At 64.1% G+C, this 12,509-nt stretch carries 11 protein-coding genes; 7 read left to right on the top strand and 4 right to left on the bottom strand.

Annotated features, from left to right (window positions below; genetic code table 11):
- Positions 1–12: 12 nt before the first annotated feature.
- Positions 13–195, bottom strand: coding sequence for a hypothetical protein (locus BRA1417_RS44795; RefSeq protein WP_197031178.1), 183 nt, complete (start codon positions 193–195; stop codon positions 13–15).
- Here BRA1417_RS44795 and BRA1417_RS0114970 point away from each other — a divergent pair.
- From BRA1417_RS0114970 to BRA1417_RS0114955, 4 genes are all read left to right on the top strand, one after another.
- On the top strand, positions 194–2,608 hold the full coding sequence (locus BRA1417_RS0114970; RefSeq protein ID WP_035969399.1) for a phosphoketolase: 2,415 nt from the start codon (positions 194–196) through the stop codon (positions 2,606–2,608). The genes BRA1417_RS44795 and BRA1417_RS0114970 overlap by 2 nt on opposite strands.
- A gap of 8 nt (positions 2,609–2,616) precedes the next feature.
- Complete coding sequence (locus BRA1417_RS0114965; protein ID WP_027516433.1) at positions 2,617–3,801, top strand: acetate/propionate family kinase; 1,185 nt, start codon at positions 2,617–2,619, stop codon at positions 3,799–3,801.
- A 341-nt stretch (positions 3,802–4,142) separates the two neighbouring features.
- Positions 4,143–4,718 carry a glycosyl transferase gene (locus tag BRA1417_RS0114960; protein WP_027516432.1) on the top strand — a complete coding sequence of 192 codons (576 nt, stop codon included), beginning with the start codon at positions 4,143–4,145 and terminating at the stop codon, positions 4,716–4,718.
- A 62-nt stretch (positions 4,719–4,780) separates the two neighbouring features.
- Positions 4,781–5,707: a helix-turn-helix domain-containing GNAT family N-acetyltransferase gene (locus BRA1417_RS0114955; RefSeq protein ID WP_027516431.1), complete on the top strand. Its 927-nt coding sequence runs from the start codon at positions 4,781–4,783 to the stop codon at positions 5,705–5,707.
- A 234-nt stretch (positions 5,708–5,941) separates the two neighbouring features.
- Here BRA1417_RS0114955 and moaB read toward each other — a convergent pair whose 3' ends face one another.
- The gene (gene moaB, locus BRA1417_RS0114950; RefSeq protein ID WP_027516430.1) at positions 5,942–6,505 is read right to left on the bottom strand and encodes a molybdenum cofactor biosynthesis protein B; all 564 of its coding nucleotides are present in this window, start codon (positions 6,503–6,505) and stop codon (positions 5,942–5,944) included.
- A 137-nt stretch (positions 6,506–6,642) separates the two neighbouring features.
- Positions 6,643–7,578, bottom strand: a complete 936-nt coding sequence (locus BRA1417_RS0114945) for a neutral zinc metallopeptidase (RefSeq protein WP_027516429.1) — start codon at positions 7,576–7,578, stop codon at positions 6,643–6,645.
- A gap of 410 nt (positions 7,579–7,988) precedes the next feature.
- On the opposite strand from BRA1417_RS0114945, the gene BRA1417_RS0114940 reads away from it, so the two are divergent.
- The 3 genes from BRA1417_RS0114940 (at position 7,989) to BRA1417_RS0114930 (ending at position 10,386) form a co-directional block, all read left to right on the top strand.
- Entirely contained in the window at positions 7,989–9,119 is a 1,131-nt protein-coding gene (locus tag BRA1417_RS0114940; protein ID WP_007607106.1) for a site-specific DNA-methyltransferase, read from the top strand.
- Positions 9,120–9,240: 121 nt separating this feature from the next.
- Positions 9,241–9,567, top strand: a complete 327-nt coding sequence (locus BRA1417_RS0114935; protein ID WP_027516428.1) for a hypothetical protein — start codon at positions 9,241–9,243, stop codon at positions 9,565–9,567.
- A 132-nt stretch (positions 9,568–9,699) separates the two neighbouring features.
- Positions 9,700–10,386, top strand: coding sequence for a glutathione S-transferase family protein (locus tag BRA1417_RS0114930; protein ID WP_027516427.1), 687 nt, complete (start codon positions 9,700–9,702; stop codon positions 10,384–10,386).
- Between the two features lie 58 nt (positions 10,387–10,444).
- Here BRA1417_RS0114930 and BRA1417_RS0114925 read toward each other — a convergent pair whose 3' ends face one another.
- Positions 10,445–12,454 carry a methyl-accepting chemotaxis protein gene (locus tag BRA1417_RS0114925; protein WP_027516426.1) on the bottom strand — a complete coding sequence of 670 codons (2,010 nt, stop codon included), beginning with the start codon at positions 12,452–12,454 and terminating at the stop codon, positions 10,445–10,447.
- Between the last annotated feature and the right edge of the window lie 55 nt (positions 12,455–12,509).

Below are 12,509 nucleotides of genomic sequence, written 5' to 3'. Positions count from 1 at the left end.
CGAAGGAACAAATCAAGAACACAAACCAAAAACGTGAAAACAACCCCATGCACAGTAGAGCTGCCCAAACTTCGCGCGCCCGCTTTTGACCTCACGCAACAGTGGCGTCACGGCGATCTCGTTTGATGCTGCCGAGGGATCGATCTCGCCGGAACTCGGTTGGTGACGATCCCGGGTGAAGGTCGGCAGGAACATGACAAATCAACAACAATTGGCCGCAGCAAGCAGCGACCTCGACCTCGTTGACCGCTATTGGCGCGCCGCGAACTATCTCTCCGTCGGGCAGATCTACCTTCTCGACAACCCGCTGCTGCGCGAGCCGTTGCGGCCCGAGCACATCAAGCCGCGTTTGCTCGGCCATTGGGGCACGACTCCCGGTTTGAACTTCATTTATGCCCATCTCAACCGCGTCATCCGCGCGCTGGACCTGAGCGTGATCTATGTCTGCGGTCCCGGCCACGGCGGCCCCGGCATGGTCGCCAACACCTATCTCGAAGGCAGCTACAGCGAGATCTATCCCGATATCGCGCGCGATGCCGAGGGGTTGCGCAAGCTGTTCAGGCAATTCTCCTTCCCCGGCGGCATCCCGAGTCACGCGGCGCCGGAAACGCCGGGCTCGATCCACGAAGGCGGTGAGCTCGGTTACGCGCTGGTGCATGCCTATGGCGCGGCCTTCGACAATCCCGACCTGATCGTCACCTGTGTCGTCGGAGACGGCGAGGCCGAGACCGGCCCGCTCGCGGCGTCCTGGCACTCCAACAAGTTCCTCAATCCAGCGCATGACGGCGCGGTGCTGCCGATCCTGCATCTCAACGGTTACAAGATTGCCAATCCAACCGTGCTCGGGCGGATGCGCGACGACGAGATCCGCGATCTCTTCCGCGGGCTCGGCCACGAGCCGCTGTTCGTCGAGGGCGACGATCCTAAATTGATGCACCAGGCCATGGCGGACGCGCTCGACGTCGCGCTCGCCAGCATCCGGTCGATCCAGCAGCACGCCCGCGACGGCCGCGAGAGCGTCGAACGCCCGCGCTGGCCGATGATCGTGCTGCGCAGCCCCAAGGGCTGGACCGGCCCCAAGGAAGTCGACGGCAAGAAGGTCGAAGGTTTTTGGCGTGCACATCAGGTGCCGGTCGCGAACTGTCGCGAGAATCCGGCGCATCTGAAGATTCTCGAAGACTGGATGCGCAGCTACGAGCCGGAAAAGCTGTTCGACGCGAACGGCGCGCTCATTGCCGAGCTCCAGGCGCTCGCGCCCGAAGGCCATCGCCGCATGGGCGCTAATCCGCACGCTAATGGCGGCCTTCTGAAGAAGGAGCTGAAGCTGCCGGACTTCCGCAGCTTCGCCGTCGAGGTCCCTCAACCGGGCGGCATCGTGGCGGAGGCAACCCGCGAGCTCGGCAAATTCCTGCGCGACGTCATCCGCCTCAACGCCGAGGCCCGCAACTTCCGCATCATGGGCCCGGACGAAACGGCGTCAAACAGGCTCGATGCGGTGTTCGAGGCCACCGAACGGGTCTGGATGGAGCCGACAAAACCTTACGACGTGCATCTCGCCCAGGACGGACGCGTGATGGAAGTCCTGAGCGAGCATCTCTGCCAGGGCTGGTTAGAGGGCTACCTGCTCACCGGACGCCACGGCTTCTTCTCCTGCTACGAGGCGTTCATCCACATCGTGGATTCCATGTTCAACCAGCACGCCAAATGGCTGAAAGTGACGCGGCATCTGCCGTGGCGACGCCCGATTGCCTCGCTCAACTATTTGCTGACATCGCATGTCTGGCGGCAGGACCACAACGGCTTCAGCCATCAGGACCCCGGATTCGTCGATCTCGTCGCCAACAAGAAGGCCGACATCGTCCGCATTTACTTCCCACCGGACGCCAACACGCTGCTGTGGATCGCCGATCACTGCCTGCGCACCTATGACCGCATCAACGTCATCGTCGCCGGCAAGCAGCCGGCGCCGCAATGGCTGTCGATGCAGGAGGCAGCCACGCACTGCGATGCCGGCATCGGCATCTGGAGCTGGGCCGGCACTGAAGACGCGAATGGCGAGCCCGATGTCGTGATGGCCTGCGCCGGCGACGTGCCGACACTGGAAACGCTCGCCGCCGTCGATCTGCTGCGCAAGGCGCTGCCCGAGCTGAAGATCCGCGTCGTCAACGTCGTCGACCTCATGACGCTGCAACCCAGGGAGCAGCACCCGCACGGCTTGTCCGACCGCGACTTCGACGGCCTGTTCACCCGCGACAAGCCGGTGATCTTCGCCTATCACGGCTATCCCTATCTGATCCACCGGCTGACCTATAACCGCACCAGCCACGCCGGCATGCACGTCCGCGGTTTTGCCGAGGAAGGCACCACGACGACGCCGTTCGACATGGTCGTGCTCAACGAGCTCGACCGCTATCACCTCGCGATCGAGGCGATCGAGCGCGTGCCGGGGCTCGCGACCAGGGCGGCGCAGGTGAAGCAGCAATTCCGCGACAAGCTGATCGAGCATTCGCGCTATGTGCGCGAATACGGCGAGGACATGCCGGAAATCCAGGAATGGGTCTGGCAGAACAGCGCTGGCGGCAACACGCCGGCGGAGGCAGGCGACTGACAGCAGCCATGTTGAACTCGGTTCTCGTTCTCAACTCGGGATCGTCGAGCATCAAATTCGGCCTGTTCGAGATCTCGGCGGCCGAGCCCACCCTGCTCTGCAACGGCCTGCTCGACGAGCACGAGACGAAGCCGCGGCTCGTCGTGAAGAGCCCCGCGGGTGAAGACCTGTTCGAGAAGCGGAGGGAGGCATCGGATGCGGCCAGCGATCATCTGTTCGCGGACGTACTCGGCTTCATCGAGGATCGTTTCGGCGGCTATCCCTTGCGCGCCGTCGGCCACCGCGTCGTCCATGGCGGTCCGGACTATTCCGCTCCGGTCGAGCTGACGGACGATGTCACCGCAAAGCTGGAAGCGCTGACGCCGCTGGCACCGCTGCACCAGCCGCGCTGCCTGGCGCCGGTCCGCGCCATCAGGGCGATCAGGCCAGACCTGACGCAGATCGCCTGCTTCGACGCCGCTTTCCACCACGGCATTGCGCCGCCCGTCAGCCGCTTCGCCATTCCGCGACGTTATGAAGAGCGCGGCGTCCGGCGCTACGGATTTCACGGCCTCTCGTTCGAATATGTCGCGGGACGGCTCGCCCGAATCGCACCACAGCTCGTCGCAAAACGCACTGTGATCGCGCATCTCGGCAATGGCGCGAGCCTGTGCGGCTTGCGCGACGGCCGCAGCATAGACACCACGATGGGACTGACGCCGCTCGACGGGCTGGTGATGGGCACGCGCTGCGGCAGGCTCGACCCGGGCGTGCTGCTCTATCTGCAACAGCACGAAAAGATGTCGGTCGAAGATGTCCAGCACCTGCTCTATCACGAATCGGGCCTGCTCGGCGTCTCCTGCATCGCGTCGGACATGCGCACGCTGCTTGCGAGCAGCGAAGCTGCGGCACGGGAGGCGGTCGAGCTCTTCACCTTCCGCGCCGCGCAGGAGGTGGCGGCGATGGCGACGACGCTTGCCGGGCTGGACTGCCTGGTCTTCACCGGCGGCATCGGCGAGCATGCCAGCGAAATCCGCAGCGCGATCGGTGAGCGTCTCGATTGGCTCGGTGTGCGCATCGATGCGGCTGCGAATGACGTGGCGCGCGAGCGCATTAGCGATGGCGATAGCGCAGTCGATGTCTTCATCATTCCAACGAACGAGGAACTGATGATCGCACGACATTGTGCGGCGGTGCTGCGAACAGCAAGTTGACCGGGGTTCATTCGAAGCCCTCGTCAGCAGCGTGATTGCACGTTTTTCCCGTTCTCGCGCTCGTCCGCTATCGCATCCTCTTCTTGCAGGATTGCGAACGGCAGGCACACCGGGCAATATTGCGGCACACCTCCGGATTAATACGGACAGGACAGGCTGGGGCCGACACATTCGGCAATATCGCGCCCCGTACGGGACATATTTGGATGCGACGGCTGCAGCGGTTTACCATCGTCTACCGAAGCGCGGCCGCAAAGTTGCGCTCGGCAACGCCACATGTTTTATGACGCCCTCATAATGAGCTACGCTTCTCCCGAAGTGTGGACACTGAAGCCTCAATCATGCTGAGCGTCATCATTCCGACCGAAGGTGTCGAGCAGACAGCGGTCGCCACTCTGGCCGCCCTGGTGCCCGGTGCCGCCGCAGGCATCATCAGGGAAGTGCTCCTGGTCGACGGCACCCGCAATGGCGTTATCGAGCGCGTTGCCGATGTCGCGGGCTGCCGTTTCATCGGCTTCGAAGGATCCACGCAAGGCGCCGCGCTTGCCGCCGGCGCACTCCAGGCCCGTTCGTCCTGGCTGATGTTCCTCCCCGCGGGCGCCGTGCTGGAAACCGGCTGGATCGAGGAAACCACCCAGTTCATCCAGTCCGTCTCGACCAGCGGCCGGGATCGTGCGGCCGTCTTCCGCTATGCCCGCTCGCCTTACGCCGATACCGGCTTCCGCGGTATCCTCTGGGCCCTGGTTCGCAAGCTCGTCGGCCCCTTCGCCGATCAGGGACTTTTGATCGGGCGTGATCACTACGACCGCATCGGCGGCTACCCGCCCCAGGCTCGCCGCTCCGAGGCGCGGCTGCTCCGGCGCCTCGGCCGCTCGTCGCGGATCATGCTGCGCAGCCGGATCGTCATGGTCGGCTGAGGCACCTCGATACTTGCCAAAGTCAAATAATTGTTTGACAATGGCAAGTATTGAGGTGAGCCATGGCATTTAACGGTACCGAAGACCACGTCGCGGCGGTTCGCGCCTTTAATCGCTTCTATACCCGCAAGCTTGGCGTGCTCGACCAGCACCTTGGCAAGAGCCCGTTCTCGCTCAGCGAGGCCCGCGTCCTTTACGAGCTCGCGCAACGGGACGACCTTGCCGCAAAGGAGATCGGCAACGAGCTTGGCCTCGACCCCGGCTATCTCAGCCGCATCGTGCAGAGCTTCGACGGAAAGGGGCTGATCACCCGCAGGCCCCTGCCCGCGGATCGCAGGCAATACCAGCTCAGCCTCACCGCCAAGGGGCGCCAGAGCTTTGCCAAGCTGAACCTGGGCTCGCAAAACGAGGTCGCCGCAATGCTGGCTCAGCTTTCGATCAGCGATGCAACGCGGCTCACGCAGGCTATGGCGACCATCGAGGCTGTGCTGGAGCGTCGAAGCCAGCCCGCGGCTTTCATGCTGCGCAGCCATCGCGTCGGCGACATGGGCTGGGTCATCTCCCGGCAGGCCGCCGCCTATGCGGCCGACTACAACTGGGATATCAGCTACGAGGCCCTGGTCGCCGAGATCTGCGCACAGTTCATCAAGAACTATGACGCTGCGCGCGAGCACTGCTGGATCGCGGAAGTGGATGGCGAGCCGGTCGGCTCGATCTTTCTGGTCAAGGCCACTGATGAGATTGCCAAGCTGCGCCTGTTGCAGGTGGAGAAGAAAGCGCGGGGACTCGGTGTCGGCCGCGCGCTGGTCGACCAATGCATCCAGGGCGCACGCGAGAGGGGCTACAGCAAGATGACGCTGTGGACACAAAGCATCCTGGTCGCCGCGCGTGGCATCTATCAAAGTGCAGGCTTCAAGCTCGTGAAGACCGAGCCGCATCACAACTTCGGGCAGGATCTGATTGGGGAAACGTGGGAGCGGGATCTCTGATGCTGCAACAGCGGGCGAGATGCGCATAAATGTGCCCTCGCCCCTTGCGGGAGAGGGCAGCGACGCTGGTAGACACACACTCACTAGGGTGAGGGGTATGTCTCCGAGCACTCCGTGCCGATAGATACCCCTCATCCGGCGCCATAGCCGAAGCTTCGCTTCGGCGTTCTTTAAGACGGCGGCCCAAGGCCGCCTATGCCACCTTCCCCACAACGGGGGAAGGGAAGCAAGCACTCACACCGTCGCGCCCTGGGCCTTCGGCCGGCGCAGGTGCTCGTCCAGCCGCGGCATGATCTCGACGAAATTGCAGGGACGCGTGCGGTAGTCGAGCTGGGCTTTGAGGATGCCGTCCCAGCCGTCGCGGCAGGCACCGGGCGAACCTGGGAGGCAGAAGATGTAGGTTGCGCCCGCGACGCCGGCCGTGGCGCGGCTCTGGATCGTCGACGTGCCGATCTTGGCGTGGCTCAGCATGTGGAACGCGATCGAGAAACCGTCCATGCGTTTCTCGAACAGGGGCTCGACCGCCTCCGGCGTGACGTCGCGCCCGGTGAAGCCGGTGCCGCCGGTGGTGATGACGACGTCGACGCCTGCGTCCGCAGTCCAGCGGCGGATGACGGCGCGGATCGCCTCGACGTCGTCGGTGACGATCTCGCGCGCGGCGAGATGATGGCCGGCCGCAAGGAGACGGTCGGCCAGGGCCTGGCCCGATTTATCATCCGCGAGCGCGCGCGTGTCGGACACGGTGAGCACCGCGATGTTGAGCGGGACGAACTGTTTTGTCTCGTCGATGGAGGTCATTGCAACACACCTTCTTTCACCGCCCACTGACGTCATCCTGAGGTGCGCGTTCTTGCGCGTCTCGAAGGATGGGCCACGGGCTCGCCATCCTTCGATGGCTCGCCAATTGGCGAGCACCTCAGGATGACGGATACCCCCTACTGTCCGCCACCAAACGTGTTGCAGGCCTGGACGGTGCCCTGCTGGTAGCCCGTCATGAACCACTGTTTGCGTTGCGCCGCCGAGCCGTGGGTGAAGGAATCGGGCACGACGCGGCCTGTGGACTGGCGCTGCAGCGTGTCGTCGCCGATCGCGCTCGCCGTGGTGAGTGCGGCGTCGATGTCGCCCGGCTCCAGGAAGTTCGGCCGCTTCTTCGCCTCGCGATTGACCCAGACGCCGGACAAGCAGTCGGCCTGCAATTCGACCTTCACCTGGAGCGCATTCGACTCCGCCTTGCTGCCGGCCTGCTGCTGCAGGCGCGTCACGCGCGGAATGATGCCGAGCAGGTTCTGGATGTGATGACCGGCCTCATGGGCGATGATGTAGGCGGTGGTGAAGTTACAGGCGGACTTGCCGGAGCAGCCGCGAAAACGAGTCTCGACCTCGCGGAAGAAACCAGTGTCGAGGAAGATGGTCCTGTCGGGCGGACAATAGAACGGTCCCATCGCCGACTCCGCCCGGCCGCAACGCCCGCCATTGGTGACGTTACGGAACAGCACGACCTTCGGACCGGTAAAGGACTGGCCCGAGGCCTGGAAGATCTCGCTCCAGCGATCGTCGATCTCGCCGAGGATGCCGGAGATCATGCTGCCCATCTCGTCGGTCGGCGCGCCGCGCTTGGCGTTGGACGACGATTGGCGGTCGGTCTGGTAGGACGGCGCCTGACCGCCGCCGGTGAGGATCTCGGCGCCGCCGATCAGGATGCGCGGATCGATGCCGAAGGCGTAGCCGACCAGGCCGAGCACGATGATGGTGCCGATGCCGAGCCCGCCGCCGCCCATGGGAAGGCCGAACCCGCCTCCTCCACCGCCGCCGCCGCCATCGTCGCGACGATCCTCGATGTCGTCGCTGCGGCGGAAATCATCGTAGCGCATGGCGGCTTCCCTCGGTCCTGGCTGGCATCAATTGGGCGCAAACGCGGCAAAGCTCAACGCACCATGCACGTAAAATTTCCATTGCGTTAATCAATATCCCGCTCGGCAATTATTGCCTAGTGCAACAGCATGGCAATGCCAGCAATTTTTTCCGGGCATCGAGCAATTTTTTCCGAGTGGAATTTCGATTCTTTTTGCGCGCCGATCACAGCCGCAACGCGAAGAAACGCGAAATACACTGCAAAACATGGAGAATGAGCCGAGCGAACCCAGTGCAAGGCGCGATGTGAGAGCTATTCACGAAGGCGGCGGGTTAAGTCGATTTTTACTTTGCCGCTTCAATGTAACGGTCAGTCGGTTGTTTGGTCCCGCGTCGCCGACAGCGTCGCCTGAGTCAGAGTTCTTGAGTCATGGTAGAGTCGCGTCGCGGGGCGTCTGCAAGGGCGCCCCGCACAAATTTTGAGTCTCCTTCGCACAGCATCGTCCTCGGCGATTGCGTCGCCGAGATGTCGAAGCTTCAGGCTGGTTCGGTCGACCTGGTGTTCGCCGATCCACCCTACAATCTCCAGCTCAAGGGCGATCTCAAGCGCCCCGACGAATCCCATGTCGACGCGGTCGACGACGACTGGGACAAGTTCGATTCGTTCTCCGCGTACGACGATTTCACCCGCGCCTGGCTGCTTGCCGCCCGCCGCGCGATGAAGCCGTCGGCGACGATCTGGGTGATCGGCTCCTATCACAACATCTTTCGCGTCGGCGCGATCATGCAGGACCTCGGCTTCTGGCTCCTGAACGACATCGTCTGGCGCAAGACCAACCCGATGCCGAATTTCCGCGGCCGCCGCTTCACCAACGCGCACGAGACCATGATCTGGGCCGCGCGCGACGAAAAGGCCAAGGGCTACACCTTCAACTACGAAGCCTTGAAAGCCGCCAACGAGGACGTGCAGGCACGGTCCGACTGGCTGATCCCGCTCTGCACCGGCGAGGAGCGCCTCAAGGGCGCCGATGGCAAGAAAGTGCACCCGACGCAGAAGCCGGAAGGCCTGCTCGCGCGCGTGCTGCTGTCGTCCTCCAAGCCCGGCGATCTCGTGATCGATCCCTTCAACGGCACCGGCACCACCGGCGCGGTCGCCAAGCGCCTCGGCCGCTCCTATATCGGCTTCGAGCGCGACAAGACCTATGCGAAAGCGGCACAAGCGCGCATCGCCGCGGTCGAGCCGCTGCCGGAGGCAAGCCTCGCCCCGTTCATGACGGCGCGCGAAGCGCCGCGGGTTGCGTTCTCCGAGCTGATCGAGCGTGGCATGATCATGCCCGGCACCAAGCTGTTCGACGCCAAGAAGAAGCTCGGCGCGCTGGTCCGCGCCGACGGCGCCATCATGTTCGGCGACAAGGTCGGCTCCATCCACCGCATGGGCGCGGTGGCGCAAGGCGCGCAAGCCTGCAACGGCTGGACCTTCTGGCACATCGAGACCAAGAAGGGTCTCAAGCTGATCGACGAGCTCCGCGCCGAGATCCGCGCCGGCATGGCGGCGGGGTAGCCTTCCTTTCGTCATCCCGGCGCGCGCCTCGTGGCGCGGCCCCGGTATGACGAGACTGGTTGAACACAGCGGCCGGCGGGACTAGATTGATCGCCTGCGCCCCGTCCTGACCGGTCGAGCCATGCGACGACAGTCCGAGACATTGCTGCTGGTGCCGTTGCTGCCGATCTTCCTAGTCGGCATGTTTCCGATGTTCCTGATCGCGCTGCTGGGATTTTTCGGCCTCGCCTTGTTCGGCGTGCTCGTGGTCTGTGTCGGGCTCGCCAGCAGCAACGAGGCCCATGACAACTTCAATCATGACGTCATCGTTCACGGCTACGCGCGCGGATCGGAGCGCGCGGCGCGGGCCTCCGACATGCATATCGCTACCGGGCTCGGGCTGCGCCTGGAGGTCGTGGGCGCGGCCATGGTCATTACGGCGGCGATCGGCCTTTGTTACGCCGGCTGATCTGCGTGGCGCGCAGATACCGCCCGGCAAACTCGCCGGTTGCCCTCCCCGATAAGGTTCAGGCAAGACAAGGCCGCTTGCGGACATGTTGCTGCCTCCACTCTTGGCCAACAAACATAGGGGAGATGCCCGATGCTCAAATTCTATTTCAATGGCTCGCCGAACCCGACCAAGGTCGCGCTTTATCTCGAAGAGTCGGGCCTGGCCTTTGAGCCGGTGAAGATCGACACCCGCAAGGGCGAGCAGTTCACGCCGGACTATCTGAAGATCAATCCGAACGGCAAGGTGCCGGCGATCGACGACAACGGTACCATCGTGTTCGATTCCAATGCCATCCTGCTCTATCTGGCCGAGAAGACCGGCAAATTCCTGCCCGCCGCCAATTTTCGCGGCGAGATGCTGTCATGGCTGATGTTCGTCGCCACCGGCGTCGGGCCGTATTCGGGTCAGGCCGTGCACTTCAAGCATTTCGCGCCGAAGGACCAGAACCACGACTACGCGCATAACCGCTATCAGTTCGAGACCGATCGCCATTACAAGATTCTCGACGGTCATCTCAATGGCCGCCGCTACATGGTCGGCGACAGCTATTCGATCGTCGACATGGCGCTGTGGGGTTGGGCACGGATGTTGCCGTTCAAGCTCGGCGACGATGCCTTCGCGCGATACCCGAACGTCAAGCGGCTGGTGGACGAGGTCACGGCGCGGCCTGCGGCGACGCGCGCGATCGCTCTGAAGGACAAGTTCACCTTCAAGGCGGAGATGGACGACGAGGCCCGCAGCAACATGTTCAAGCACATGACGACGAAAGTCGCCTGATCGCGTCAGATCACAATGCGAGGCCACGCGCACGCGCGTGGCCTTTTGCTTTTGAGGCTCAGGCGGCGTGGACCGAGCTCAGGAAGTTGGCGACTTCCTGCTTCAAGCGATTGCTGTCGGCCGACAGCGAGCGGGCCGCCGAGAGCACCTGTGAGGAAGCCGAGCCGGTCTCGGACGCCCCGCGCTGCACGTCGCCGATGTTGGACGACACGAGTTGCGTGCCCTGCGCCGCCTGCTGCACGTTGCGGGAGATCTCCTGCGTCGCCGCACCCTGCTCCTCCACGGCGGCGGCAACCGTCGACGAGATCTCCGACAGCCGCTCGATGGTGCCGCTGATCTCCCTGATCGAGCCGACCGACTCCTCCGTCGCGGCCTGGATGCCCGAGACCTGCTGGGCGATCTCACCGGTGGCCCTCGCGGTCTGCTCGGCGAGCGCCTTGACCTCCGAGGCGACCACGGCAAAGCCACGGCCGGCTTCACCCGCGCGCGCCGCCTCGATCGTGGCGTTCAGCGCCAGGAGGTTGGTCTGGCCGGCGATGGTGCTGATCAGCTCGACCACGTCGCCGATGCGGGCGGCAGCCTTGGACAGCTCGCTCACGCGCGCGTTGGTCTTGCTCACCTGACCGACGGCTTCGCCCGCGATGCGCGCCGATTCCTGCACCTGTCGCGCGATCTCCGTCACCGAGGAGGACAATTCCTCGGTCGCGGAGGCGACCGCCTGCACATTGGCCGAGGCTTCCTGGGAGGCGGATTGCACTTCGGTGGAGAGATCCTGAGCGCGCCTCGCGGTCGCGGTCAGGGTGCCGGCCGAGCCCTCGAGCTCGTGCGATGCCGAGGATACGGTATCGACGATCTCGCCCACCGCCTGCTCGAACTGGCTGGCGAGCCGGGCCATGTCGGCCTTGCGGCCCTCGGCCTGCCGGGCCTCGGTTGCGGTCTGCTCATGGCGCAGCCGTTCGGTCTCGATCATGTTGGTCTTGAAGACGTCGATCGCCTTGGCCATGTCGCCGATCTCGTCGGCCTTGCCGCGCGAAGGGATCTCGACCGCGAGATTGCCCCCGGCAAGCAGCCCCATAGCGCGCGTCATCGAGGTCAGCGGCCCCACGATGCTGCGGGCGGTCAGGAAGGCGACGATCAGTCCGAACAGGACGGCGAGGCCGCCTGCGATCTCCTGCAGCGAGGTCGTGCCGTCGATCACGGCATCGGCCGCGATGCGCGAATCCTTGTAATCCGTCTTCAAGGTGGTTTCCGCGACCTTGAGCTTGGCGATGCTAGCGGAGATGAGCGGTGCAAGATCCTTGTGGTAGATCTCGTCGGACCGCAGCATCGCGCCAGAGGTCGTTTCGAACGCGAACTTGTAGATACCGAGCGCGGTCTTCACAGGCGTCAGAGACGACCGAAGGTCCGCCGCCTGGGGGCTCCTTTCGACGGCTGCGAGCCGCTGCACCGCCCTGTCGACATTGGTTCTGAAGGCGGTGGGCCCGTTGGTATCGCGCAGGGCGAGGAAGCGCCAGTTCGCGATTCGAACCAGCAGGACCCGGGACTCGAGGTCCGCGACGAGCGACACCGTGTCGTCGTCGGCGGCGGCGCGTGCCACATCGACCAGCTTGGCCATCTTGACGGTCAGCTCTTCGCCACTCGGCAACAGCGTCGCCTTGCCCGTCCGCGCCTCGTTGACGGCGTCGCCGAGACTGTCGCGCAGGCTTTTCATTTTGGCGATGTCGGCGATCAGATCGTTGTAGAGCTTCCGCCGCTCCTCCGAGAGGGTGCCCTTTGCTCCGAGCTGCAACAGCCCGGTCGCCGCGGTCTCTCGCTCGGCAGCCTCCCGCATCGCAGGCTCGTTGGCGTCGTAAATGTAGCGCAGATTGGCCCGCTGGATGGCCTGAAGATGGGTCGATATCTCCAGGATGCGCGCCGTGCTGTCCGACAATTTGGAGAGTTTTGCGACCTGATCCTGGACGGACCGCAAATTCCAGATGGCGACCACCGCCATCACAAGACCAACCGCCACCAAGGCCATGAAACCTGCGTACAGGCGTCCCCTGATCCGCAAACGAAAACTCGGCATTCCCACTGTCCACCCAGATGCATTTCAATTCGAGCGGCCGGCCTAATCCGGCGAT

It is taken from the genome of Bradyrhizobium sp. WSM1417 (genome assembly GCF_000515415.1).
Taxonomy (GTDB): domain Bacteria; phylum Pseudomonadota; class Alphaproteobacteria; order Rhizobiales; family Xanthobacteraceae; genus Bradyrhizobium.
The sequence above is the reverse complement of the archived record's forward strand: the minus strand, read 5'-3'. Positions and strand labels throughout refer to the sequence as shown.

Excerpts from the sequence above, each read along its gene's own strand:
- BRA1417_RS0114960 (WP_027516432.1), top strand. The coding sequence starts at position 4,143 with ATGCTGAGCGTCATCATTCCGACCGAAGGTGTCGAGCAGACAGCGGTC.
- BRA1417_RS0114935 (WP_027516428.1), top strand. The coding sequence starts at position 9,241 with ATGCGACGACAGTCCGAGACATTGCTGCTGGTGCCGTTGCTGCCGATC.
- BRA1417_RS0114965 (WP_027516433.1), top strand. The coding sequence starts at position 2,617 with ATGTTGAACTCGGTTCTCGTTCTCAACTCGGGATCGTCGAGCATCAAA.
- BRA1417_RS0114925 (WP_027516426.1), bottom strand. The coding sequence starts at position 12,454 with ATGCCGAGTTTTCGTTTGCGGATCAGGGGACGCCTGTACGCAGGTTTC.
- BRA1417_RS0114955 (WP_027516431.1), top strand. The coding sequence starts at position 4,781 with ATGGCATTTAACGGTACCGAAGACCACGTCGCGGCGGTTCGCGCCTTT.
- moaB (WP_027516430.1), bottom strand. The coding sequence starts at position 6,505 with ATGACCTCCATCGACGAGACAAAACAGTTCGTCCCGCTCAACATCGCG.
- BRA1417_RS44795 (WP_197031178.1), bottom strand. The coding sequence starts at position 195 with ATGTTCCTGCCGACCTTCACCCGGGATCGTCACCAACCGAGTTCCGGC.
- BRA1417_RS0114945 (WP_027516429.1), bottom strand. The coding sequence starts at position 7,578 with ATGCGCTACGATGATTTCCGCCGCAGCGACGACATCGAGGATCGTCGC.
- BRA1417_RS0114930 (WP_027516427.1), top strand. The coding sequence starts at position 9,700 with ATGCTCAAATTCTATTTCAATGGCTCGCCGAACCCGACCAAGGTCGCG.
- BRA1417_RS0114940 (WP_007607106.1), top strand. The coding sequence starts at position 7,989 with ATGGTAGAGTCGCGTCGCGGGGCGTCTGCAAGGGCGCCCCGCACAAAT.
- BRA1417_RS0114970 (WP_035969399.1), top strand. The coding sequence starts at position 194 with ATGACAAATCAACAACAATTGGCCGCAGCAAGCAGCGACCTCGACCTC.